Origin of the sequence: Actinoplanes sp. CA-131856, assembly GCF_050956135.1 — a bacterium.
Lineage (GTDB): Bacteria > Actinomycetota > Actinomycetes > Mycobacteriales > Micromonosporaceae > Actinoplanes.
In genome coordinates this window covers 6,610,502-6,634,883 of sequence record NZ_CP191849.1, presented here as the reverse complement: position 1 = coordinate 6,634,883, position 24,382 = coordinate 6,610,502, and the positions used below count along the sequence as shown (strand labels likewise).

The window sequence follows — 24,382 nt, the reverse complement described above, 5'->3', positions numbered from 1 at the left end:
CGCCATGCTTGAAGTGCAGGGATTGCGCAAGGTCTACAGCACCGGCGGCCGCGAGGTCGAGGCGCTGCGCGACCTGACGTTCACCGTCGACAACGGCGACCTGGTCTGCCTGGTCGGCCCGTCCGGCTGCGGCAAGACCACGCTGCTGCGCTGCATCGCCGGCCTGCTCACGCAGACGTCGGGCACTGTCAAACTCGACGGGCACGAGGTCAGCGGTCCGCCGCCGGGTCTGGCCATGGTCTTCCAGGAGTACGGCCGCAGCCTGTTCCCGTGGATGACCGTGCGCGACAACGTCGCGCTGCCGCTCAAGCAGAAACGCGTGCCGCGCCGGCGCCGCGACGAGCTCGTCGACCAGGCGCTGGAGGCGGTGGGCCTGGCCGGCACCGAGTCGGCCCATCCCTGGCAGCTCTCCGGTGGCATGCAGCAGCGCGTGGCCATCGCCCGCGCGGTCGCCTACGAGCCGTCGACGCTGCTCATGGACGAGCCGTTCGCCGCCGTCGACGCGCAGACCCGGGCCGACCTGGAAGACCTGGTCCGCGCCCTCTGGCAGCGCCTGAAGGTGACCGTCCTGTTCATCACCCACGACATCGACGAGGCGGTCTATCTGGGCCGCCGCGTCATCATGCTGTCGTCGTCGCCGACCGTGGTGCAGGACGAGATCACGGTCGACCTCCCGGCCGAGCGCGACCAGCTGCACACCCGGGCCGACCAGCGCTTCACCGAGCTGCGGGCCCACGTCTACGAGCAGATCCAGAAGGCCAAACGGGGCTCCCGCTGACCGGTGCCGAGGGTCCATGCTGGAACGGACCACTCGGGAGGCAGCATGGAGATCACCGGGATCTTTACCGCCATCATCATCGGTCTCATCATCGGAGCGCTGGGGCGCCTGGTCGTTCCGGGCAAGCAGAACATCCCTATCTGGCTCACCCTGCTCATCGGCATCGTGGCCGCCCTGATCGGCACGTTCATCGCGGCCGCCATCGGTGTCGACGACACCCGGGGCATCGACTGGATCGAGCTGATCCTGCAGATCGCGCTGGCCGCCGGCGGCGTCGCCCTGGTGGCCGGAGTCCGGCGACGGCCCTGAGCGTGTAAAGACTTCATCGGTGGCTCCGACTCATGGGTGACACCACACGGAAGAGGAGCTCACGATGAAGTTCGTCATCGGCATGCACATCAACCCGGCCGTCCTGGACGCGCTGACCGACGAGGAGAAGGCGGCGATCGGCGACGGCCACGGCGCCCTGCTGGCCGAGCTGAAGGAGTCCGGCGAGCTGATCCTGACCCAGGCCCTGGCCGACCCGTCCCAGTCGGCCGTGGTCTCGGTCCGCGACGGGCGGACCGTCGTCACCGACGGTCCGTTCGCCGAGGCCAAGGAATATCTGGGCGGCTTCTACCTGGTCGACTGCGAGAGCCGGGAGCGGGCCCTTGAGATCGCCGCCCGCGTCCCGGACGCCGCCCTGGCCGGCCTCGCGGTCGAGGTGCGCCCGGTCATGTTCTACGACGGGGCGCTCGAGGCGTGACCCGCTCGGCGATCGAGGACCTGCTGCGCGAGCACACGCCGCAGGTCCTCGGGACGCTGGTCCGCCGCTACGGCTGCTTCGAGGACTGCGAGGACGCGGTGCAGGAGGCGGTCCTGGCCGCCGCGGTGCAGTGGCCGTCCTCGGGAGTGCCGGCCAACCCGCGCGGCTGGCTCACCACCGTCGCCTCCCGCCGCCTGATCGACCAGCTGCGCAGCGACGTGGCCCGCCGCTCCCGGGAGACCGCCGACTCGCTCGCCACGGTCGCCGCCGAGGTGCCGGACACCGACGACACGCTGACGCTGCTGCTCCTGTGCTGCCATCCCGCGCTCACGCCCGGCTCGCAGATCGCGCTCACCCTGCGCGCGGTCGGCGGCCTGACCACTGGCGAGATCGCCCGCGCCTTCCTGGTGCCCGAGGCCACCATGGCCGTACGGATCAGCCGGGCCAAGCGCCTCATCAAGGACGCCGGGAGCACGTTCCGAGAGCCGGCGCCGCTCTCCGCGGTCCTGCACGTGCTCTATCTGATCTTCAACGAGGGCTACACCGCCGTCCACCGGGCCGACCTGGCGACCGAGGCCATCCGCCTGACCCGCGCCGTCCACGCCCAGCGACCGGACGACAGCGAGGTGACCGGCCTGCTGGCGCTGATGCTGCTGACCGACGCCCGGCGCGCGACCCGCACGACGCCGGCCGGCGATCTGGTTCCTTTGGACGAGCAGGACCGTACGGCCTGGGACCGCTCGTCGATCGCCGACGGCATGAACCTGGTGAAAAAGGCCTTGGCCGGCCCCGAGCTCGGCCCTTACCTCCTGCAGGCGGCCATCGCCGCCACCCACGCCGACGCGGAGACGGCGGCCGCGACCGACTGGCGGCAGATCCACGCGCTCTATCTGATCCTGGAGCGGGTCGCCCCCAACCCGATGGTCACGCTCAACCGGGCCATCGCCCTGGCCGAGATCGAAGGCCCGCGGGCCGGCCTCGCCCTGATGGCGACCCTGGACGCCGACGACCGGATGGCCCGCCACCACCGGCTCCTGTCCGTGCGGGCCCACCTGCTGGAGAAGGCCGGCGACCGGACCGCCGCCCACGACCTCTACCGGCGCGCCGCCAAGGCCACGACAAGCCAGGCCGAGCAGCGCTACCTGGAGTCCCGGGCCGCCCGGTGTCACCCTTCGGCACCGACGTAAAGGCGACTGACCCGGCGCCGCGCCCGTGCCTACGGTCGGCTCGTCGGCGCCCTCGAGTGGGTGATCAGCATGGCCGAGACCATGTCGTTCCAGGACAGCATGCGGTGGACCCGCGACGTCCTCGCACAGTGGTGGCAGTGGACACGCGCCCATTGGCGCCTGACCCTGCTGCTCAGCGCGCTGGCGTTCCTCGCCGGGTGGGCCTGGAACACCTACGCGATGGCGGTCGGCCTGGAGGGCAGCAAGGGCGAGGGCGCGCGCACGATCACGACGGCCGACGGCCACTCCCTGAACGCCCTGTTCTGGCTGATCCTGTTCACGTTCGTGAGCGGCGTGATCACGTACGCCTGGACGCGCGGCTGGACCGCCTTCCGGGCCGACGTGGCGGTCCTGCCCCGGCGCTTCGCCGAGGCCATGACGGCCAGCCGCCCCGGCGCCTTCGCGATGCTGCTGTGGGGCATGGCGGTGGCCCTGGTGATCGCCACCCTGATCTCCTCGGCGGCCGCGATCCTGCTCGGCCTGGTGCTGCTGGCCCTGGCCACGTCGCCGATCGGGGTGATCCTGAACTTCGCGCTCGTCCGGGTCTGGCGTGGCCTGTGCGGCATCCTGGCCCGTCAGGCCCGGCCCCGGCTCGACGCGATGGTCAACCCCTTCATGGTGATGCTCGGCGAGAGCGCCGGCCTGCTGCTCGACGGCCTCATCGACAGCTGGGCCTTCAAGTTCCTCGGCGGGATCTTCGCGGCCCTGGTCTCGGTGACCCTGGCCCGGGGCTCCCGGATGCCGGGTCCGGCGGTGTTCCTGGCCGCGGTCGCCGTAGTCCAGGCAATGCGTATCCGCGGTGCCTACGCCGACGACGGCGGCTGGTCCGAGTGCGTCACCGCCGACGGGCGCCCGTGCTCCGGGCTGGGTCTGGAGGGGGTGCTCGCCTGGTTCCAGTCCGAGGGTGCCACCCACGTGCTGGCGCGGAGCTCCATCGGCGCTTCGGCGGCCGCGATGGGCGCCCTGGTGGGCCTCGGCCTGGGTGCCGCCGGCGCGTCGGCCGCCCTTTCCCGCACCGCGCCCCACCCGCCGGACCGTGGCGCCGCCTTGTGGCCCCCAGACCCTCGGCCGCCCGCCGCACCGCCGGAGCCCCGGCCCCGCCACCAGAGGCGACCCCAGCCCCGCCATCAGCCACCGCCGGAGCCCCGCCAGCCACCACCGGAGCCCCGCCATCAGTCAGCGCCCGAGCCCCGCCATCAGCCGCCGCCCCAGCCCGACCCCTACCCCCAGCCCGACCCCTATCCTCAGCCTGAGCCGCATCATCAGCCTGAGCCCTCTGCTCAGCCGGAGCCCCCGGATCGCGGCACGGTCTACCGGTCGTCCTCATACGAGCCCGGCCACGCCGAACAGGGGCACCTCTACCGGGCCGCGTCGGCCTCGGCCGAGGGGCCGGCCCGGGGCGTACATCCCCTCCCGCACCCGCCCCCGGACCTTCCGCCACCCGATCACGGCCGCGGCCGACCCTGGGACGACCTCGACGACTTCCTCCCCGACGCCCCCGAACGGGAGAACCGGCCGCGCCGGAGACCGGCCCGCCGAACCGGACCCGAGGATCCTTCTCCGCGCCGGCCCCGGCCGCCGATCCCGCCGGAACGACAGTGAAGAGCCGGCTGGCCGTCTTCCTGCTGGCCGGCGGCTCCATCGCCGCGCTCCTGGCCGACCTCTACGGCATCGCGCCCATGCGCACGGTCTTCTGGTCGGTCTCGGTGCCCTCGATGATCGCCCTGACCGTGATCGCGACCGTCCCCCGGGTCGATCCGGACCCGCGGGCCAGGATCCGCGTCGGCGCGGTAGCCGGCCTGGCCGGCCTCGTCGGCTACGACCTGGTGCGCGTTCCCGTTGCCCTGGCCGGTCAGCGCGTTTTCGCGCCCATCGAGACGTACGGCCTCCTCATCGCCGACGCCGCCGCCTCATCACCGCTCACCTCGGCCCTCGGCTGGCTGTACCACCTGTCCAACGGCGTGACCTTCGGCATCGCCTACGCCGCCCTGTTCGCCCGGCGCCCGCTTCTGTTCGGTGTCGCCTGGGGTCTGTTCCTGGAGACGGTCGCTCTGCTCAGCCCGTTCGCCGACCGCTACGGTCTCAGTGGCCGCCCGGTTCCGATAGTCATCGCCTTGGGCGCCCACGTCTTCTACGGCTGGCCGTTGGGCCGGTTGGTCCGCGACTTCGACCGGACGGCCGCGGGCCTGCCCCGCCTCCGCGTGACCGCCGTCCTCGCCCTGGCCGTGGCCCTGATCCTGGCCTGGCAGCGCCCCTGGGCCGTCCCGCCCGACCAGCGCCTGGCCCGGGCGCTGTCCCAGCCGGGAGCTCCCGTGACGATCGTCCGTACCGACCGCTTCAACCCGGAGTGGCTCCGCATCCGCCCGGGTGGCTGCGCCTATGTGGACAACCGCTCCACTCCGGGCGATGCCCTCGATCCGCTCTGCTACGCCGCTCCCGGCATCTACCGGGTCCGGCTGACCACCCGCCCCTATTCGGGCGGCTTCGTCTACGTCGACCCCGGCGCGCCCTAAACCGTGCGGAGGTCCAGGGAATGCCAGGTGATCTCGTCGTTGGCGGTGCTGGTGGACCACCACAGCATGCCGTCCCGGGCGAAGGCGCCGTCGACGGCGGGGGCCACGTCGATCGTGCGGCCGGTGGCCACGTCGTAGACGACCAGGGCGGCCACCCCGGTCAGGTCGGTCTCGGGGGTGGGCTCGGCCAGGATCTCGAAGCGGTCGAGGACGGCCACGTCGGTGACGGCGGACTGGGCGGCACCGCCGGCGATGCGGCGGCGGTCGGTGCCGTCGGGGCGGACCAGGTCGATGCGGGCCACCACGTCGCCGCCCAGGACCATCGACCGGCACCACACCGGGCCGCAGGTCAGTTGTTCGGTTCCGGTGCTGACGATCTCGCTGTCGCGGGTGGTGGCCATGTTGCGCAGGCGCGGGGTGCCCGAGGCGCTGCCGTCGTCGACCAGCCAGGGCCACGCCGACAGGGACCATTGGCCGGGCTCCCGCTTCACGCGGACCGGGCCGCCGGTCACCGGGACCGAGCGGATCTCGGTCTCCTTGGTGGAGTCGCCCTTGGCCGGGGCCGCCGTCCAGTGGACGCGGCCGTCGGCGACCACCAGGTCGTACTGGTTGCCATAGAAGACCGCGTTCCCGGTGTCGGCCGTGAGCAGGCGGGCCCGGTTGCCGGACAGGTTGGCGGTCCAGATCTTCACCGTGGCCGAGCCGTCCGTGGACTCGGTCCAGAACAGCTGGTCGCCGCTGACGGTGAACGCCTCGAACTGGGGGTTCCCGTCGAGCGGCACCCGGCGCAGCTCCCGCAGCGTGGAGCCGGAGCGCAGCAGCAGCCGGGCCTCGTCGCCGGCCGGGGTGGGCGCCGTGCCGACCGCGGTGGTCGCGTCCAGGAAGATCGACGGGTTGAAGAGCGGCCCGTCCGGCAGGCCGGCCGGAAGGTCGGCGCGGGCCGCGGCGGGCCAGGCGACGGTGGCCGAGGCCCGCGCGGGCGGCGGCGTGGGGGTGCTGGTGCCCGGCGTGCCGATGATGAGGAACGCCCCGGCGGCGAGCGCGACGGAGAGAGCGGCGCCGGAGAGGCGCCGCCGGGAGAGCAGGCTCATGCGTACGGCTGCTTCGGCTCGGGGACCTCTTCCCAGGTCTTCACCTCGAGGTAGGCCACGTCGACGTTGTTGACCGGGTCCTTGCCCTTCTCGGGCGTGTAGGCGCCGGTCACCGCGACCCACGTGTCGGTGGGCACGTCGATCGGCGCGCGGCCGCTCAGGCCGATCTTGATGGGGCGGCCGTCGGCGGCGCAGCAGGACAGCACGATCCGGGCCAGCATCGGCTTGCCGTCGGGCGCGGTCGTGATGAAGCCGGTGAGCCGCACGTCCCGGTCCTGCATGCTCTTGCCCCCGTCGTACAGGGCCCGCGACGCGTAGTCGACCAGGCCGACGTCGACCGGGGAACCCTCGGGCAGCGGCGGGTAGTCCGAATTGTCAGGCGACTGGGCGGTGACGCTGCCGGCCTGCGATGCGGCGTACGAGCCGAGGGCCGGCGGGGCGACGAGGAGGAGCCCGAGCACCGGAAGGATGAGCAGCCACCCCACGCGGGGCTCGTGATGGTTGTGGTCTTCGTCCGAGGAGGGAGACCGGAACGAGTACCAGAGGGTCATCACGGCCGCCGCCACCAGCAACAGGCCCGCCCCGATCAGAAACGGACGGAGCCCCTCCTTAACGTACCGCAGATAAAGGTCTGTGAAGGACGCCCGAAGGATGGCTCCGCCGAAAAGGAGCATGACGACGGCCTGGGTCAACTTGCTCATAGGAAGATCGCCCCCACGCCCGAGCCGATGCCGAGCGCCGCGACGAATGTCGCCGGCGCGAAGCGGAACGCGAAACGGCGGCCGAAGACGCCGGCCTGCATCGAGATCAGCTTGAGGTCGACCATCGGGCCGACCACGAGGAAGACCAGCCGCGACGTCAGCGAGAACTGCGACAGCGACGCCGCCACGAACGCGTCGGCCTCGCTGCAGATCGACAGCAGCACGGCCAGCACGGCCAGCGCGATCACCGACAGCACCGCGTTGCCGGCCAGGCTCTGCAGCCAGGACTCGGGCACGATGACGTTGATCGTCGCCGCCGCGGCCGCGCCGATCACCAGGAAGCCGCCCGCGTGCATGACGTCGTGCCGGCAGGCCGCCCAGAACGCGCGCGCCTTCGAGAGGTCGTCGAGCTCCGGGCGGTGCGGCAGCCTGATCCACTCCTGCTTGCCGAGGCGGAGCCAGAGCCAGCCCATGAGTACGGCGACAAGCAGGCTGGCCACGCCACGGGCGACCGCCATCTCCGGCCGCCCGGGAAACGCGATCACGGTGGCGGTCAGCACGATCGGGTTGATCGCGGGCGCGGCCAGCAGGAAGGCCAGCGCGGCGGCGGGCGTCACCCCGCGCCGGATCAGCGACCCGGCGATCGGCACGCTGCCGCACTCGCAGCCGGGCAGCGCCACCCCGGCCAGGCCGGCCGCCGGCACCGCGAGCGCCGGATGCTTCGGCAGCGCCTTCGCCCAGAACGAGCGCGGCACGAAGACCGCGATCACCGCCGACAGCGCCACCCCGAAGACCAGGAACGGCGCCGCCTGCACCAGCACGGACACGAAGACCGTGGTCCAGGTCTGCAGCCGGGCGCCGTCGACAAGCCCGGCCAGCTGCTCGCGGAAGAGCACCAGCAGCACGAGCAGCCCGGCCAGCACCTCCAGCGAGCCGATCTTCCGCTCCTTCGGGGGAGCGGGCGCGGGCGGAGGCTCGGTCCAGTCGATGTCCTGGAGGCGGGTCAAAATCTCTCCCATGGGGTCGGCCGCGGCCCAACATACCGCACCTCACGGGGTGAATAACCTGCGCATATGTCAATCAGTGCATGTGTCAGAAGCCGATCGGCAGCCCCGCGTAGTTCTCGGCCAGGCCCCGGGCGCCGGCCTCACTCGTGGCCACCCAGCGCAGCTGGGACAGCTGCAACTGGGCGTCGAAGGGGTCCCCGCTGGTGTGCAGCATCGTCGTCATCCACCAGGAGAAATGCGTGCAGCGCCAGACCCTCCGAAGGGCATCGTCCGAGTACGCCTCGGCGGCCGCCGGGTCGTTGCGCAGCAGCAGGTCGGTCAGCGCCCGGCTGAGCAGCGTCACGTCGGCGATGGCCAGGTTGAGCCCCTTGGCCCCGGTCGGCGGCACGATGTGGGCCGCGTCGCCGGCCAGAAACACCCGTCCGTGTCGCATCGGGGTCTGCACGTAGCTGCGCATCGGCAGCACGCTCTTGTCGGTGATCGGTCCCGGCGTCAGCTTCCAGCCGTCCTGGCCGTGCCCGAGCCGGGTCGCCAGCTCCTCCCAGACGCGGTCGTCGGGCCACGAGGCCGGATCGGTCCCGTTGGGCACCTGGAGATAGAGCCGGCTCACCGTCTCCGAGCGCATCGAGTGCAGGGCGAACCCGTTCGGGTGCCACGCGTAGATCAGCTCATCGGTCGAGGGCGCCACATCGGCCAGAATTCCGAGCCAGGAGTACGGGTACACGCGCTCGAAGGTCTGCGCCGGAACCGCGTGCCGCGAAGGACCGAAGGAACCGTCGCACCCCGCGATCGCGTCCGCGTCCAGCCGCTGTGGCGCACCCTCGGAGTCCACGAAGGTCACGTACGGCCGGTCCGACTCCACGTCATGCAGCTCCACGTCGGTGACCTCGTAGAACACCGCGGCGGTGCCGGCCGCGACCAGGTCCTTCTGCACCTCGGTCTGCCCGTACACCCAGACGCTGCGCCCGGTCAGGTCGACGAAGTCGAGGTGGTGCCGCTCGCCCGGCCACTGCAGGTAGATGCCCCGGTGCTCGTGTCCCTCGGCCCGCAGCCGGTCGCCCAGCCCGGCCGACTCCAGCAGCTCGACGCTGGAGCTCTCGAGGATGCCGGCGCGGATGCGCGAGGCCACGTACTCCTGGGAGCGGGTCTCGAGCACCACCGCCTCGACGCCGCCGCGGTGCAGGAGATGGGCGAGGAGCAGTCCGGCCGGGCCGGCGCCGATGATGGCGACCTGGGTGCGCATGCGCTCAGCCAACGGCAGGCGCGCCCCGGCGGCAAGGGGCTATTTCCATTGAGCGGAAGCCAACGTACGCCCGATGCCCCGCGCCGCCACCTGAAGGGCCGAGATCAGCCGCGCCTGTTCCCGGCGCAGATCCGGCACGACGATGCCGAGCGCGGCCACCACCTGCTCGGCCTCGCCGCGCACGGGAACGGCCACCGAGCACGCGCCCAGGCTCATCTCCTCGCCGGTCGTGGCGAAACCGGCCGTACGCACGCGTTTCAACTGCTCGGCGAGCAGCGACGGCTGGGTGATCGTGTAGGGCGTGACCCTCGTGAGACGCGAAAAGACCTCGGCGCGTACGTCCTCAGGTGCGTACGCCAGAAGGACCTTGCCCACTCCCGTCGCGTGCAGCGGAAGCCGCGACCCGATCTTGCTGACCACCGGGACCGAGACGTGCCCGGCCAGCCGGTCGACGTAGAGCACCTCGCCGCCGTCGCGGACCGCGAGATGCACCGTGGCCAGGGTGGCGCCGTAGAGGTCGTGCAGGAACGGCGAGGCGGCCTGGCGCAGCCCCGACTGCACGGGGGAGAGCAGCCCGAGGTCCCACAGGCGGCGGCCGATCACGTATTCGCCGGTGGGGAGCCTGGTCAGCGCGCCCCACCGGGTCAGCTCGCCGACCAGCCGGTGCGCGGTGGCCAGCGGCAGGCCGGCCCGGCGGGCGAGGTCGCTGAGCGTGAGGCTGCGGTGATCGGGGTCGAAGGCGCCGAGAAGATCGAGCACCCGGGAGGTGACAGTCGCGCCCATCGATGCCGCCCCTTCCGCTCAACGGAAGGCAAGTATCGTCTCGGGGCCGCCGCCGGTCTAGCGTCCCCGGTGTGGAAACCCAGGCCGACATCAGCCGAGAGATAGCCGAGCTCCGCGGCCGCGGCGGGCCGCAGCCGCAACTCGACTACCCGCCGTACCGCAGCAGCGTGCTGCGTCACCCGACAAAGGACCTGGTCCTGGCCGACCCCGAGGGCGTCGAGCTGTGGGCGCCCTGCTTCAGCAGCCGCGACGTCGGCGCCGACGAGGCCGATCTGACGATCCAGCGCGCGGGGGAGCCGCTCGGTGAGCGCATGGTGGTGACGGGCCGTGTCGTCGACGGGCAGGGCAACCCCGTGCGTCACCAGCTGGTGGAGATCTGGCAGGCGAACGCGTCCGGCCGCTACTGGCATCAGCGCGACCAGCATCCGGCGCCGCTCGACCCGAACTTCGTGGGCGCGGGCCGCTGCCTGACCGACGAGAACGGGACGTACCGCTTCCAGACCATCAAGCCGGGCGCGTATCCCTGGCGCAACCACCTGAATGCCTGGCGGCCGGCGCACATCCACTTCTCGCTGTTCGGCACGGACTTCACGCAGCGCCTGGTCACCCAGATGTACTTCCCGAACGACCCGCTGTTCGACCTCGACCCGATCTATCAGTCGATCACCGACCCGAAGGCCCGCGAGGCCCTGCTGGCGTCGTACGACCACGAGCTGACCACGCCCGAGTACAGCCTCGGCTATCGCTGGGACATCGTCCTGACCGGAAGCCACCGCACTCCGCTGGAGGAAGAACAGTGACCTACGCTCCGGGGCAGACCGTCGGGCCGTTCTTCCATCTGGGGCTTCCGTACGAGGGTGACAACGAGCTCGTGCCGCCCGGGCGGCCGGACGCCGTACGCCTGCACGGCCGCGTCCTCGACGGCCAGGGCAACGGGGTGCCCGACGCGGTCATCGAGATCTGGCAGGCCGACCCGTCCGGCACCGTGCCGCGGGTGGGCGGCTCGATCAGGCGCGACGGCTGGACCTTCACCGGCTGGGGGAGGGCACAGACCGACCCGGACGGCCACTACTGGTTCACGACGCTGGAGCCGCCGTCGTTCTTCGCGGTCACAGTGTTCGCCCGGGGCTTGCTGGACCGCCTGTTCACCCGCGCCTACGTGCCGTCCGACCAGCTCGACGCGTTTCTCGAGGGGCTTGGACCGGAACGGCGGGATACGCTGATCACCACCCGCGAGGAGCGGGGCCTGCGCTTCGACATCCGACTGCAGGGCGAGGGTGAAACGGTGTTCCTGACCTTTCCCGGCCAGGCCACATGAGCGACCTGCTCTGGCCCGGCGACACAAGAGCGGACCCGTTCTGCACCGACGAGGCCGTCCTGAAGGCCCTGCTCAGAGTCGAGTCAGCCTGGCTGGCCGCCTTACATCACCACGGCCTCGCCCCCACCGCGCCCTCTTCCACGGCGCCCGCCCCCTCTTCCACGGCGCCCGCCCCCTCCGCCTCGCCGCCCGACCCGGTTCCGCCCGACATATCCGACTTAGTCGGCGTGGGGGATCTGCCGGACCTCGCGCGGGACTCCGAAGAGGGCGGCAACCCCGTCATTCCGCTCGTGAAGCTCCTCCGGGAGCGCTCCGATATCCGACATATCCACGCCGGCCTCACCAGCCAGGATGTTCTGGACACGGCGATGGCGCTCGTGCTCACCGACGCCGCGACCCGGATCCGGGCCGATCTCGCCGAGCAGATCACCACCCTCGCCGCGCTCGCCGACCGGCATCGCGGGACCGACATGGCCGGGCGCACGCTGACGCAGCACGCGGTGCCGATCACTTTCGGACTCAAGGTCGCGGGCTGGCTCCAAGGCGTCCTCGACGCGCGCGATGCCCTGCACGCCGCCCAGCTGCCGATTCAGATCGGGGGCGCCGCGGGCAGCCTGGCCGCGCCGACCGCCCTGGCCGGGAGCGCGGCCAAAGCCCGCGAACTCGTCGCCACCACGGCCTCGGTTCTGGGTCTGCCGCTGCGGGAGCCGTGGCACACGAGCCGGGCGCCGTTCACCCGCTTCGGCGACGCCCTCGTCACCTGCACCGACGCCTGGGGGAAGATCGCCAACGACGTCCTGGTCGGCGCCCGCCCCGAGATCGGCGAGCTGGCCGAGGCCAAGGGCGGCGGCTCCTCGGCCATGCCCAACAAGCAGAACCCCGTCCTGTCCGTGCTCATCCGCCGGGCCGCCCTGGCCGCGCCCCCGCTGGCCATGACCCTGCACCTCGCCGCCGCGAACGCCGTCGACGAACGCCCCGACGGCTCCTGGCACGTCGAGTGGTCGACCTTGCGGACGCTCGCCCGCCGCACCATCGTGGCCGGCTCGCAGACCGCCGACCTGCTCGCCGGCCTGCGCGTCGACGCCGTCCGGATGGCCACGATCCTCGCCGAGGCCCGCCCCGGCATCGACGCCGAGCAGCGCAAATACGCCCCCGAAACCGACGCGGCGGACCAGGGGCGCGGCGCCGTCGGCGGTCCCTATCCGGGGGCGACCGACGAGATCATCGATGCCGTACTGGCCCGAGCCGCGGAGAAGCCTTGCTGACATCCACCGTTCTGGTCGACGCGCCCGATCGGCCCCTTCTGCTGGTCGGGCCGTCGCTCGGCACGTCCGTCCAGGCGCTCTGGGGCCGATGCGCCCGGCTGATCAAAGGGCACCACGTCGTCGGCTGGGATCTGCCCGGTCACGGCCGCGGCGCTCCCGCCGACGGGGCTTTCAGCGTCGCCGACCTGGCCCGGGACGTACTCGCCGTGGCCGATCAGCTCCGGCCCGGGTCGCCGTTCCGCTATGCCGGCGACTCCGTGGGCGGGGCCGTCGGGCTGCAACTGCTTCTCGACGCGCCCAAGCGGGTCGAGTCGGCCGCCCTGATCTGCACCGGCGCGAAGATCGGTGAGGCTGCGGGCTGGCGGCAGCGGGCCGAGACCGTACGAGCGGAAGGAACTCACGCGGTCGTCGCCGGCTCTCTTCAGCGCTGGTTCGCCCCGGCCTTCCCGCAGCGGCAGCCCGCCGTCGCCGGTGCTCTGCTGGACGCGTTGCGCGCCGTCGATCGGGAGAGTTACGCGCTGACCTGCGAAGCCCTGGCCGCCTTCGATGTCCGCCCGCGGCTGGCCGAGATCAGCGCGCCTGTTCTCGCCGTCGCCGGCGCGGTCGACCAGCCGACCCCGCCCGAGGGGCTCGCGCAGATCGCCTCCGGGGTCCGCGACGGCCGCCTGGTCGTGCTCGAGGACGTCGCCCATCTCGCCCCGGCCGAGCAGCCGGAGCTGGTCGCGGGCTTGCTGGACGAGCACTTCGGGGGACCGGCCACCCTGGAGCGCGTCCGCGAGGCGGGCATGGCCGTACGCCGCCAGGTGCTGGGTGACGAGCACGTGGACCGCGCCGTGGCCGCGACGACCCCGTTCACCCGCGATTTTCAGGAGCTCATCACGGCGTACGCCTGGGGTGAGATCTGGACCCGGCCCGGCCTTGACCGCCGCAGCCGATCGATGATCACCTTGACCGCGCTGGTTGCCCTGGGTCATCACGAGGAACTGGCCATGCACGTGCGCGCGGCGCGGCGCAACGGGCTGACCGACGACGAGATCAAGGAAGTGTTGTTGCAGACCGCCATCTATTGCGGCGTTCCGGCCGCCAACACCGCGTTCCGTATCGCCCAGAAAGTGCTGGCCGAATGACCGCGGTCATCATGCCGGCCCTCGAAGCGGTCGAGGCCGTCAAGGACGGCGACACCGTGCTGGTGGGCGGCTTCGGAATGGCCGGCATGCCGGTGGAGCTGATCGACGCGCTCATCGAGCACGGGGCCGGCGACCTGACGATCGTCAGCAACAACGCGGGTAATGGGGACACCGGGCTCGCTGCGTTGTTGGCGGCCGGCCGCGTACGAAAGGTGGTTTGCTCCTTTCCCCGTCAGTCCGATTCGTGGGTCTTCGACGGGCTGTACCGGGCCGGGAAAATCGACCTCGAGGTCGTGCCGCAGGGCAATCTGGCCGAACGGATGCGGGCGGCCGGCGCGGGAATCGGCGCCTTCTACAGCCCGACGGCCGTGGGAACGCCGCTCGCCGAGGGCAAGGAAGTGCGGGTCATCGACGGCCGGGAGTATCTGTTGGAGTTTCCGATTCGCGGGGACGTCGCCCTCATAAAAGCTCACAGATCCGACAGGATGGGCAACCTCGTGTACCGGAAGACGGCCCGGAATTTCGGGCCTGTCATGGCGACCGCCGCCGCCGTGACGATCGCGCAGGTCTCCAGCATCGTGGCAGTCGGCGAACTCGATCCGGAAGCCGTCGTGACGCCCGCTATCTACGTGAATCGGCTGGTGAAGGCGTGAGTCTGACGCGCGAGCAAATGGCCGAGATCGTCGCTCGGGACATCCCGGACGGGTCGTACGTGAATCTGGGAATCGGTCAGCCGACAATGGTCGCCTCGTTCCTGCGGCCGGGCAGCGGCGTCGTGCTGCACACCGAGAACGGCATGCTCAACATGGGCCCGGTGGCCACCGGCGACGACATCGACCCCGACCTGACCAACGCCGGCAAACAACCGGTGACCGAACTGCCCGGCGCCTCGTACTTCCACCACGCCGACTCGTTCGCGATGATGCGCGGCGGACACCTCGACGTCTGCATCATGGGCGCCTTCCAGGTCTCCGCGTCGGGCGACCTGGCCAACTGGTCGACCGGCGCGGCCGACGCCATCCCGGCCGTCGGCGGGGCGATGGACCTGGCCATCGGGGCCAAGCAGGTCTTCGTGATGATGAGCCTGTTCGCCAAGGACGGTAAGCCGAAGCTGGTGCCGTCGTGCACCTATCCGCTGACCGGGAAGGCCTGCGTGAGCCGGGTCTACACCGACGTGGCGACGTTCGCGCTGTCCCCGGACGGCGTCCGGGTCGTGGAGACGTTCGGCACAACCACCGAGGAGCTTGCGGCCCGGCTGGACGTCCCTCTGATCTGACGTCCCTTTTACTTTGCTGAGATGACCCTGTGAGGGTGACTGACTTCTCTCCGTAAAAATTTGCGTGGCCTGCAAGATCTGGAAGATGCTGGGGACTTGATCGCGTCCCGCGGGATCGTCCGGAGGTGCCAGGTGACAAGGGTGGCTGCCCGACGCGCGGCGCGCGAGTTATTACTCGTCGCCGCGCTGTTCCTCGCCTACAAGTTCGGCCGCATCCTGGTCGAGGGCCACGTCGACGAGGCGATGCGCAACGCCGCCTCGGTCTGGGACTTCGAACGGCTTCTGCATCTGCCCAGCGAGTCGGCGTTGCAGGGATCGCTGCTGTCACACACCTTCTGGGTACGGGCGGCGAACTGCTTCTACGCCTACGTGCACTTCCCGGCCACCGCGATCACGTTGATCTGGATGTACGTCAAGCGCCCCGAGATCTACCTGTGGATGCGGCGCACGCTGGCCACCCTGACGGCGTTCGCCCTGGTGGTGCACGCGCTCTACCCGCTGGCGCCGCCGCGCATGCTCACCTCGGCCGGCATGGTCGACACGGGACGGCTCTTCGGTCCTTCGGTGTACGGCTCCCCGAGCACCGACACTCTCAGCAACCAGTACGCGGCGATGCCGTCCCTGCACGTCGGCTGGGCCGTGGTGGTGGCCCTGGCCCTGGTCGCGGCCTCGGCCGGCCACAAGTGGCGCTGGGTGTGGCTGGCCCACCCGGTGATCACCTTGCTGGTCGTGGTGGTGACCGGGAACCACTACTGGGTGGACGCGATCGCGGCGGTCGGGCTGCTCGCGGTGGTCCTGGCGCTGGTGCCGCGACCCGTCACGGCGCCGCCCGCTCTGGAGACGGCGCCCGTCTGGCCCCACGTCGTGCCCGTTCAGCGCGTCTCCGAGGAGTCGAACACCCGCCTGCCGTCGACGTAGGTCTGCGCCACCGCCGTCGCGGCGATCTCCGCGGGCTCGCCGGCGAACGGATCGCGGTCCAGGACCACCAGATCGGCCCGCATCCCTGGACGCAGGCTTCCGGTGTCGTCGAGGTGGTTCACGTAGGCCGTACCACTGGTGTAAGCGCTCAAAGCCGTACGCAGATCAAGGGCTTGATCTTCAAGGAACCTCGCCCGGTCCTCCTCGGGCAGCACGCGGTTGACTGCGACGTGGATGCCCTGGATCGGATCGGGCGTGCTGACCGGCCAGTCGCTACCGCCGGCCAGCCGGGCGCCGGACCGGTGGAGATCGCCGAACGGGTACTGCCAGCGGGCCAGATCCGGATCGAGGAACGGGATGGTGAGCTCGTCCATCTGCGGCTCGTGAGCGGCCCAGTAGGGCTGCATGTTGGCGACGGCGCCCAGCGCGGCGAACCTGCGTACATCGTCCGGGTGTACTACCTGAAGATGGGCCAGATGCGGGCGAGTGTCACGGTGGCCGTTGGCCGTGCGAGCGGCCTCGACGGCGTTGAGCGCGTTCCGGACGGCCTGGTCACCGAGGGCGTGGAAGTGGGTCTGGAAGCCGAGCGCGTCGAGCTCGGTCACATATCCCTTGAGCGCCTCGGGATCGATGAAGTCCAGACCGCGGTTCGAGGTAGTACACCCGCACGAGTCGCGGTAGGGCGCGGTCATGGCGGCGGTGAAGTTCTCGGCGATGCCGTCCAGCATCAGCTTGATCGACGAGCAGCGCAGCCGGCCGATCGTGAGGCGCTCGCGCTTGGCGACCAGCTCGGGGATCTGCTCGGCGCCCCGGTCGCGGTCCCACCAGAGAGCGCCGACGACGGTTGCGGTGAGTGCGTTCGTCCGGGCGGCTTGCTCGTACGCCTGTGAAATGTCGTCGTAGCCATTCGAAGCGGCTACCATGGCGTCCTGCCAGGCCGTGATGCCGAGCGAATGCAGCACGGTCTGTGCCCGCAGGAGGCCGGCCAGCCGCTGCTCGTCGGTGGCGCCGGGCACGTCGACGAGGGACATGGCGCCCTCCTGGAGAGCGCCCACGGGATCGCCGTGCTCGTCGCGGTCGATCCGGCCGGTGCCGGGATCGGGGGTGTCGCGGGTGATGCCGGCGTATTCGAGGGCCCGCGTGTTGACCCAGGCGGCGTGGTGGTCGCGGTTGAGGAGATAGACGGGGCGGTCGGGGACGGCGCTGTCGAGCAGATGGCGGTCGGGGACGCCGTTCTCGAAGCTCTCCATCGACCAGCCGCCACCGACGATCCAGTCGGCGGCGGGGTTGTCGTCGGCGTACTTCCGGATCCGGCGCAGGTATTCGTCGCGGTCGGTGGTGCCGGTGAGGTCGCACTGGCCGAGCTCGACGCCGCCCATGACGGCGTGGATGTGGGCGTCCTGGAAGCCGGGGATCAGGAGACGGTCTTTGAGATCGACGGTCTCGGTCCCGGGGCCACGGAGTTCCGTCGCGGCCTCAGCGCCCAGCGCGACGATGCGGCCGTCGCGCACGGCCAGGCCGTTGCTGAAGCCGTCGTCGGTGAAGACAGGACCATTCACGAAGACCAGGTCGGCGTACGCCATTGAGCTCCTCCTCGGGTGTCCCGGGCATCCCATCACCCGCCGTCAGTGCAGTCAACGGTGTTGACATGGGCTCCGGGCTGCGGGTCCGCACTCGTTCGGGCCCCGATTTGGCGTTGCGCGGATCTAGGAGTAATGTTTTCCGAGCCGCCAGGGAGACGGGCGAGCGAGCGGGACCTTCCGAGGGCCCGGGCGCGGCCGTCCTGGAGGAAATCATGAAGGACTGCACGGCTCGAATTATTCGGGTCGCGGTGATTCGTGGTGGCCACAGTTTTCTGGAAACGCTGAATTTGGCGGAACGGGAAACGGCGGGTAAAGTAATCCAGGCAAGCGCACCGGGGCGGTTAACCGGGTAGCGGTTGTTCTTTGAGAACTCAACAGGGTGCTTGATAAGCCAGTGCCAATTAAGTAATACCCCGGCCGGCATTTCGATGCTGGTGGGAGATTCCTTTGGCAACACTTATGTTGCCGGGACAGTTTTTCAACAAGTTTTTGTTGGAGAGTTTGATCCTGGCTCAGGACGAACGCTGGCGGCGTGCTTAACACATGCAAGTCGAGCGGAAAGGCCCTTCGGGGTACTCGAGCGGCGAACGGGTGAGTAACACGTGAGTAACCTGCCCTGGACTTTGGGATAACCCTCGGAAACGGGGGCTAATACCGAATACGACTACCGGTTGCATGACCTGGTGGTGGAAAGTTTTTCGGTCTGGGATGGGCTCGCGGCCTATCAGCTTGTTGGTGGGGTGATGGCCTACCAAGGCGACGACGGGTAGCCGGCCTGAGAGGGCGACCGGCCACACTGGGACTGAGACACGGCCCAGACTCCTACGGGAGGCAGCAGTGGGGAATATTGCACAATGGGCGGAAGCCTGATGCAGCGACGCCGCGTGAGGGATGACGGCCTTCGGGTTGTAAACCTCTTTCAGCAGGGACGAAGCGCAAGTGACGGTACCTGCAGAAGAAGCGCCGGCCAACTACGTGCCAGCAGCCGCGGTAAGACGTAGGGCGCGAGCGTTGTCCGGATTTATTGGGCGTAAAGAGCTCGTAGGCGGCTTGTCGCGTCGACCGTGAAAACTCGCAGCTCAACTGCGAGCCTGCGGTCGATACGGGCAGGCTAGAGTTCGGTAGGGGAGACTGGAATTCCTGGTGTAGCGGTGAAATGCGCAGATATCAGGAGGAACACCGGTGGCGAAGGCGGGTCTCTGGGCCGATACTGACGCTGAGGAGCGAAAGCGTGGGGAGCGAACAGGATTAGATACCCTGGTAGTCCACGCTGTAAACGTTGGGCGCTAGGTGTGGGGGGCCTCTCCGGTTCTCTGTGCCGCAGCTAACGCATTAAGCGCCCCGCCTGGGGAGTACGGCCGCAAGGCTAAAACTCAAAGGAATTGACGGGGGCCCGCACAAGCGGCGGAGCATGCGGATTAATTCGATGCAACGCGAAGAACCTTACCTGGGTTTGACATCGCCGGAAAACTCGCAGAGATGTGGGGTCCTTCGGGGCCGGTGACAGGTGGTGCATGGCTGTCGTCAGCTCGTGTCGTGAGATGTTGGGTTAAGTCCCGCAACGAGCGCAACCCTCGTTCGATGTTGCCAGCGCGTTATGGCGGGGACTCATCGAAGACTGCCGGGGTCAACTCGGAGGAAGGTGGGGATGACGTCAAGTCATCATGCCCCTTATGTCCAGGGCTTCACGCATGCTACAATGGCCGGTACAAAGGGTTGCGATGCCGTAAGGTGGAGCGAATCCCAAAAAGCCGGTCTCAGTTCGGATCGGGGTCTGCAACTCGACCCCGTGAAGTCGGAGTCGCTAGTAATCGCAGATCAGCAACGCTGCGGTGAATACGTTCCCGGGCCTTGTACACACCGCCCGTCACGTCACGAAAGTCGGCAACACCCGAAGCCGGTGGCCTAACCCCGCAAGGGGAGGGAGCCGTCGAAGGTGGGGCTGGCGATTGGGACGAAGTCGTAACAAGGTAGCCGTACCGGAAGGTGCGGCTGGATCACCTCCTTTCTAAGGAGCAACTCGACTGTGAAAGCAGTCCAGTAGCCCACGCCACCCGAACGCGGTGGTGGGGTGCTCAAAGGCGGAGACACTGGCCAGTCAGTTCCGGCAACGGCCGGCAAGCCTAGTACAGCCTTTGCGGCGTGGAACGGTGAACCGGTGCGGCTGGAAATTGGCGCACAAGATAGCACCCTGTTGGGTATCTGAAAGAACAACCTTGCCGGCCTGCGGGCCGGGGTTGTTTTTCAGCACCAGGCATGACCTGGTCCTCCATACCGCGAACTGTGGTTCGGCTGGTGGTGGACAGTTCGGGTTGTGGGTTGGTCGTTGGTTGAGAATTGCACAGTGGACGCGAGCATCTTGTTTTCTGTGGTTAAGTTGTCAAGGGCGAACGGTGGATGCCTTGGCACCAGGAGCCGATGAAGGACGTGGGAGGCCGCGATAGGCCTGGGGGAGCTGTCAACCTAGCTGTGATCCCAGGGTGTCCGAATGGGGAAACCTGGCACGAGTCATGTCGTGTCATCCGCACCTGAATTCATAGGGTGTGTGAGGGGAACGCGGGGAAGTGAAACATCTCAGTACCCGTAGGAAGAGAAAACAACATGTGATTCCGTGAGTAGTGGCGAGCGAAAGCGGATCGAGCCTAAACCAGAGCCGTGTGATACCTGTCAGGGGTTGCGGTTCCGGGGTTGTGGGACTGTTCGTCGAGGAGCTGACAATCCTTGGAGAAGTTACAAAGTCATGGGTTAGTTGAACGGTGTGGGAAAGCCGGCCGTAGAGGGTGAGAGCCCCGTAAGTGAAAATTCATGACCTTCTTGAACAGCACCCGAGTAGCAGCGGACTCCTAGAATCTGCTGTGAATCTGCCAGGACCACCTGGTAAGGCTGAATACTTCCTGGTGACCGATAGCGGACGAGTACCGTGAGGGAATGGTGAAAAGTACCCCGGGAGGGGAGTGAAATAGTACCTGAAACCGTTCGCCTACAATCCGTCAGAGCCTGTTAAAGGGTGATGGCGTGCCTTTTGAAGAATGAGCCTGCGAGTTAGTGGCATGTGGCGAGGTTAACCTGTGTGGGGTAGCCGTAGCGAAAGCGAGTCTGAAGAGGGCGTTTTTAGTCGCATGTTCTAGACCCGAAGCGGGGTGATCTAGCCATGGGCAGGTTGAAGCGTGGGTAAGACTGCGTGGAGGACCGAACCCACCAACGTTGAAAAGTTGGGGGATGACCTGTGGTTAGGGGTGAAAGGCCAATCAAACTCCGTGATAGCTGGTTCTCCCCGAAATGCATTTAGGTGCAGCGTCGTGTGTTTCTTGCCGGAGGTAGAGCACTGGATGGTCTAGGGGGCCTACAAGCTTACCGAAATCAGCTAAACTCCGAATGCCGGTAAGTGAGAGCGCGGCAGTGAGACTGCGGGGGATAAGCTTCGTAGTCGAGAGGGAAACAGCCCAGATCACCAGCTAAGGCCCCTAAGCGTGTGCTAAGTGGAAAAGGATGTGGGGTCGCTTAGACAACCAGGAGGTTGGCTTAGAAGCAGCCATCCTTTAAAGAGTGCGTAATAGCTCACTGGTCAAGTGGTTCCGCGCCGACAATGTAGCGGGGCTCAAGCACACCGCCGAAGCTGTGGCATTCACACAATACATCCGCCCTGAGATTCGTCTTGGGGTGCAGTGGTGTGGATGGGTAGGGGAGCGTCGTGCTACCAGGGAAGCGGCGGAGTGATCCAGCCGTGGAGGTTGCACGAGTGAGAATGCAGGCATGAGTAGCGAATGAAGGGTGAGAACCCCTTCCGCCGGATGACCAAGGGTTCCAGGGCCAGGCTAATCCGCCCTGGGTGAGTCGGGGCCTAAGGCGAGGCCGAGAGGCGTAGTCGATGGATAACGGGTTGATATTCCCGTACCCGCAAAGGAACGCCCAAGACGAACCTCACTGTACTAACCACCTCAAGTGCCGGCGGTCTTCGGATCAATGGTAGGCGAGCTGGGATCTTGGTGGGTAGTAGTTTAGTGATGGGGTGACGCAGGAAGGTAGATGATCCCAGGCGGTGGTTGTCCTGGGGTAAGCGTGTAGCCCGTGTCATAGGCAAATCCGTGACACATGATGGGTGAGACGTGATGCCGAGCCGTTTCAGGTGAAGTCATTGATCCTATGCTGCCGAGAAAAGCCTCTAGCGATGTTCCGAGCGGCCCGTACCCTAAACCGACACAGGTGGTCAGGTAGAGAATACTAAGGCGACGGGTGAACTGTGGTTAAGGAACTCGGCAAATTGCCCCCGTAACTTAGGGAGAAGGGGGGCCGGACGCGTGAAGCCACTTGCTGGTGGAGCGTGGTATGGCCGCAGAGAGCAGGGGGAAGCGACTGTTTACTAAAAACACAGGTCCATGCCAAGTCGTAAGACGATGTATATGGACTGACGCCTGCCCGGTGCTGGAACGTTAAGGGGACCTGTTAGCTCTTCGGGGCGAAGCGGAGAACTTAAGCGCCAGTAAACGGCGGTGGTAACTATAACCATCCTAAGGTAGCGAAATTCCTTGTCGGGTAAGTTCCGACCTGCACGAATGGCGTAACGACTTCCCCACTGTCTCAACCACAGGCCCGGCGAAATTGCAGTACGAGTAAAGATGCTCGTTACGCGCGGCAGGACGGAAAGACCCCGGGACCTTTACTATAGCTTGACATTGGTATCCGAATTTAATTGTGTAGGATAGGTGGGAGCCGGTGAAGCTTGGACGCCAGTTCGGGTGGAGGCAATCTTGAAATACCACTCTGTTGGGTTTGGGTATCTAACTTGCGGCCCTGATCGGGTCGAGGGACAGTGTCTGGTGGGTAGTTTAACTGGGGCGGTTGCCTCCTAAAGGGTAACGGAGGCGCCCAAAGGTTCCCTCAGCCTGGTTGGCAATCAGGTGTTGAGTGTAAGTGCACAAGGGAGCTTGACTGTGAGACTGACGGGTCGAGCAGGGACGAAAGTCGGGACTAGTGATCCGGCACTTGCGTGTGGAAGCGGTGTCGCTCAACGGATAAAAGGTACCCCGGGGATAACAGGCTGATCTTCCCCAAGAGTCCATATCGACGGGATGGTTTGGCACCTCGATGTCGGCTCGTCGCATCCTGGGGCTGTAGCAGGTCCCAAGGGTTGGGCTGTTCGCCCATTAAAGCGGTACGCGAGCTGGGTTTAGAACGTCGTGAGACAGTTCGGTCCCTATCCGCCGTGCGCGTTGGATACTTGAGAAGGGCTGTCCCTAGTACGAGAGGACCGGGACGGACGAACCTCTGGTGTGCCAGTTGTCCCGCCAGGGGCACGGCTGGTTGGCTACGTTCGGAAGGGATAACCGCTGAAAGCATCTAAGCGGGAAGCTCGCTTCGAGATGAGGTATCCCACCACCTTGAGTGGGTAAGGCTCCCTATAGACGATGGGGTTGATAGGCCGGAGATGTAAGCCAGGTAACTGGTTCAGTCGACCGGTACTAATAGGCCGAGGGCTTAACCACCCTAAACTTATGAGCGCGTCCACTGTGTGATTCACAGCAAACGAACAACCAAGCACCAGCTGGTGACAGCTGACGTTTGCTGGTTTGTTCCGCTGATGGTTGTTTCGGTGGTCATAGCGGAGGGGAAACGCCCGGTCTCATTCCGAACCCGGAAGCTAAGCCCTCCAGCGCCGATGGTACTGCACTCGGGAGGGTGTGGGAGAGTAGGACGCCGCCGGACTCAACGTGAAACAGTAGGCCCACCCGGGATCGGGTGGGCCTACTGTCGTATACGGCCCCAAAAAACTAGGGCGAGAAAGCAAATCGCCCCCCAGCCCCGCCAAAGAGCCGGGTCTGGGGGGCGGCGAAAACCGGGCTAGTTGTCCTCCGCCTTGCCTTGGCGCCAGTACCCCATGAAGGCGACGGCTCGCCTGTCCACGCCGCACTCGGACACCAGATGACGGCGGATCGCCTTGATGGCGGCGGCCTCTCCGGCCAACCACGCGTAAAAGCGGCTCGTGTCTGTCAACGGCTCGGGGACTTCCCAGAGGATGTCGTGGTCGACGTCCACGTCTTCCAAGTCGGTCACCGGTGTGCCGGCTACGTCGCCGAGGATTCGGCGGGTTGCCTGGCGTACGGCCGGGATCAACTTGTCGCCCTGCGGGGCTCCGTTTCGGGGGAGCCACGTGACTCGGACGTTGGCCGGGGCCGTGACGTCCGGGAGCTGGTCGCCGTCCTCGGGGACCTCGAGCAGCGCCTCGCCGCGGGCGTCGGGTGGTAGTTTCGCCAGGATCGAGGCGATGGCGGGTACAGCCGTTTCGTCGCCGCCCAGGAGGATGCAGTCGGTGTGGGCCGGCGGATGGAAGTCGATGCCGCCGTGGATGCCGTCGAAGTCGGCGTTGGGGCCCATCAGATAGGCGACGTCGCCGGGCTGGGCCTCGGCCGCGAACTTGGAGGCGGGGCCGGTGCTTCCGTGCAGGACCATGTCGACGTCCACCTCGTTGAGGTGGGCGCGGACGGCGCGGATCGTGTACGTGCGGATCGGGTTGCGGTGCTCGGTGGGCAGGTCGCGCCACTCCGTGTACCAGTCGGCGCTGGTGGGCAGGTGTGCGAAGCCGACCTCGGGCAGCGCGGTGAGGAGCTTGATGCGCTGGTCGTAGCCGTTGTCGGCGAACTTGTGGAGATCGTCGCCGGTGAAGGTGATCCGCACGAAGTTGGGGCTCAAGCGGTCGACCTTGCGCACTTCCACGGCGAAGAATCGCCACGACTGTACGGTCTCAGTCTGCTCAGCAGTCTGGGTCACGGGGCCTCCTCAGACACGCGCGGTCCCCACCGGTCCCGGCAAG

At 67.8% G+C, this 24,382-nt stretch carries 20 protein-coding genes and 3 rRNA genes; 16 read left to right on the top strand and 7 right to left on the bottom strand.

Features of this window, described 5'->3' with window-relative positions; translation table 11 throughout:
- Positions 1 to 4: 4 nt before the first annotated feature.
- The 6 genes from ACQP2X_RS30790 to ACQP2X_RS30765 all read left to right on the top strand — a co-directional run bounded on the left by ACQP2X_RS30790 (position 5) and on the right by ACQP2X_RS30765 (position 5,262).
- Positions 5 to 778: an ABC transporter ATP-binding protein gene (locus tag ACQP2X_RS30790; RefSeq protein WP_498687821.1), complete on the top strand. Its 774-nt coding sequence runs from the start codon at positions 5 to 7 to the stop codon at positions 776 to 778.
- A gap of 45 nt (positions 779 to 823) precedes the next feature.
- The gene (locus ACQP2X_RS30785) at positions 824 to 1,087 is read left to right on the top strand and encodes a GlsB/YeaQ/YmgE family stress response membrane protein (protein WP_498687820.1); all 264 of its coding nucleotides are present in this window, start codon (positions 824 to 826) and stop codon (positions 1,085 to 1,087) included.
- Positions 1,088 to 1,151: 64 nt separating this feature from the next.
- Positions 1,152 to 1,523: a YciI family protein gene (locus ACQP2X_RS30780; protein WP_498687819.1), complete on the top strand. Its 372-nt coding sequence runs from the start codon at positions 1,152 to 1,154 to the stop codon at positions 1,521 to 1,523.
- Entirely contained in the window at positions 1,520 to 2,710 is a 1,191-nt protein-coding gene (locus ACQP2X_RS30775; protein WP_498687818.1) for an RNA polymerase sigma factor, read from the top strand. Before ACQP2X_RS30780 ends, ACQP2X_RS30775 begins: the two co-directional genes overlap by 4 nt.
- Before the next feature lie 69 nt (positions 2,711 to 2,779).
- A complete protein-coding gene (locus tag ACQP2X_RS30770) occupies positions 2,780 to 4,351 on the top strand; it encodes a hypothetical protein (RefSeq protein ID WP_498687816.1) in 1,572 nt (523 codons plus the stop codon).
- On the top strand, positions 4,348 to 5,262 hold the full coding sequence (locus ACQP2X_RS30765) for a hypothetical protein (protein ID WP_498687815.1): 915 nt from the start codon (positions 4,348 to 4,350) through the stop codon (positions 5,260 to 5,262). Before ACQP2X_RS30770 ends, ACQP2X_RS30765 begins: the two co-directional genes overlap by 4 nt.
- Here ACQP2X_RS30765 and ACQP2X_RS30760 read toward each other — a convergent pair.
- The 5 genes from ACQP2X_RS30760 to ACQP2X_RS30740 form a co-directional block, all read right to left on the bottom strand.
- Positions 5,259 to 6,353, bottom strand: a complete 1,095-nt coding sequence (locus ACQP2X_RS30760) for a hypothetical protein (RefSeq protein WP_498687813.1) — start codon at positions 6,351 to 6,353, stop codon at positions 5,259 to 5,261. The two genes, ACQP2X_RS30765 and ACQP2X_RS30760, sit on opposite strands and share 4 nt — an antisense overlap.
- Positions 6,350 to 7,054, bottom strand: coding sequence for a TIGR03943 family putative permease subunit (locus tag ACQP2X_RS30755; RefSeq protein ID WP_498687811.1), 705 nt, complete (start codon positions 7,052 to 7,054; stop codon positions 6,350 to 6,352). Before ACQP2X_RS30755 ends, ACQP2X_RS30760 begins: the two co-directional genes overlap by 4 nt.
- A complete protein-coding gene (locus tag ACQP2X_RS30750; protein WP_498687809.1) occupies positions 7,051 to 8,073 on the bottom strand; it encodes a permease in 1,023 nt (340 codons plus the stop codon). The genes ACQP2X_RS30755 and ACQP2X_RS30750 overlap by 4 nt, the downstream gene beginning before the upstream one ends.
- 73 nt (positions 8,074 to 8,146) lie before the next feature.
- The gene (locus ACQP2X_RS30745; RefSeq protein ID WP_498687807.1) at positions 8,147 to 9,304 is read right to left on the bottom strand and encodes a 4-hydroxybenzoate 3-monooxygenase; all 1,158 of its coding nucleotides are present in this window, start codon (positions 9,302 to 9,304) and stop codon (positions 8,147 to 8,149) included.
- A gap of 39 nt (positions 9,305 to 9,343) precedes the next feature.
- Positions 9,344 to 10,087, bottom strand: coding sequence for an IclR family transcriptional regulator (locus tag ACQP2X_RS30740; RefSeq protein WP_498687805.1), 744 nt, complete (start codon positions 10,085 to 10,087; stop codon positions 9,344 to 9,346).
- Between the two features lie 71 nt (positions 10,088 to 10,158).
- Between ACQP2X_RS30740 and pcaH the strand changes: the two genes are divergently transcribed.
- From pcaH to ACQP2X_RS30705, 7 genes are all read left to right on the top strand, one after another.
- Positions 10,159 to 10,887 carry a protocatechuate 3,4-dioxygenase subunit beta gene (gene pcaH / locus ACQP2X_RS30735; RefSeq protein ID WP_498687804.1) on the top strand — a complete coding sequence of 243 codons (729 nt, stop codon included), beginning with the start codon at positions 10,159 to 10,161 and terminating at the stop codon, positions 10,885 to 10,887.
- The gene (gene pcaG, locus ACQP2X_RS30730) at positions 10,884 to 11,405 is read left to right on the top strand and encodes a protocatechuate 3,4-dioxygenase subunit alpha (RefSeq protein ID WP_498687802.1); all 522 of its coding nucleotides are present in this window, start codon (positions 10,884 to 10,886) and stop codon (positions 11,403 to 11,405) included. The genes pcaH and pcaG overlap by 4 nt, the downstream gene beginning before the upstream one ends.
- Complete coding sequence (locus tag ACQP2X_RS30725) at positions 11,402 to 12,670, top strand: lyase family protein (protein ID WP_498687801.1); 1,269 nt, start codon at positions 11,402 to 11,404, stop codon at positions 12,668 to 12,670. The genes pcaG and ACQP2X_RS30725 overlap by 4 nt, the downstream gene beginning before the upstream one ends.
- Positions 12,664 to 13,797 carry a bifunctional 3-oxoadipate enol-lactonase/4-carboxymuconolactone decarboxylase PcaDC gene (pcaDC, locus tag ACQP2X_RS30720; RefSeq protein WP_498687799.1) on the top strand — a complete coding sequence of 378 codons (1,134 nt, stop codon included), beginning with the start codon at positions 12,664 to 12,666 and terminating at the stop codon, positions 13,795 to 13,797. Before ACQP2X_RS30725 ends, pcaDC begins: the two co-directional genes overlap by 7 nt.
- On the top strand, positions 13,794 to 14,450 hold the full coding sequence (locus ACQP2X_RS30715; protein ID WP_498687797.1) for a 3-oxoacid CoA-transferase subunit A: 657 nt from the start codon (positions 13,794 to 13,796) through the stop codon (positions 14,448 to 14,450). The genes pcaDC and ACQP2X_RS30715 overlap by 4 nt, the downstream gene beginning before the upstream one ends.
- Positions 14,447 to 15,073, top strand: coding sequence for a 3-oxoacid CoA-transferase subunit B (locus ACQP2X_RS30710; protein WP_498687795.1), 627 nt, complete (start codon positions 14,447 to 14,449; stop codon positions 15,071 to 15,073). Before ACQP2X_RS30715 ends, ACQP2X_RS30710 begins: the two co-directional genes overlap by 4 nt.
- Before the next feature lie 243 nt (positions 15,074 to 15,316).
- A complete protein-coding gene (locus tag ACQP2X_RS30705) occupies positions 15,317 to 15,991 on the top strand; it encodes a phosphatase PAP2 family protein (RefSeq protein WP_498687793.1) in 675 nt (224 codons plus the stop codon).
- Here the strand turns inward: ACQP2X_RS30705 and ACQP2X_RS30700 are convergent.
- Entirely contained in the window at positions 15,946 to 17,574 is a 1,629-nt protein-coding gene (locus ACQP2X_RS30700; RefSeq protein WP_498687789.1) for an amidohydrolase, read from the bottom strand. The genes ACQP2X_RS30705 and ACQP2X_RS30700 overlap by 46 nt on opposite strands.
- Positions 17,575 to 18,063: 489 nt before the next feature.
- Here ACQP2X_RS30700 and ACQP2X_RS30695 point away from each other — a divergent pair.
- The 3 genes from ACQP2X_RS30695 (at position 18,064) to rrf (ending at position 23,277) form a co-directional block, all read left to right on the top strand.
- Positions 18,064 to 19,582, top strand: a 16S ribosomal RNA gene (locus ACQP2X_RS30695).
- A gap of 362 nt (positions 19,583 to 19,944) precedes the next feature.
- A 23S ribosomal RNA gene (locus tag ACQP2X_RS30690) occupies positions 19,945 to 23,057 on the top strand.
- A gap of 103 nt (positions 23,058 to 23,160) precedes the next feature.
- Positions 23,161 to 23,277 (top strand): 5S ribosomal RNA (gene rrf / locus ACQP2X_RS30685).
- Together the 16S, 23S and 5S rRNA genes form the textbook arrangement of a ribosomal RNA operon.
- Before the next feature lie 135 nt (positions 23,278 to 23,412).
- Here rrf and ACQP2X_RS30680 read toward each other — a convergent pair.
- Complete coding sequence (locus ACQP2X_RS30680; protein ID WP_498687787.1) at positions 23,413 to 24,339, bottom strand: siderophore-interacting protein; 927 nt, start codon at positions 24,337 to 24,339, stop codon at positions 23,413 to 23,415.
- Between the last annotated feature and the right edge of the window lie 43 nt (positions 24,340 to 24,382).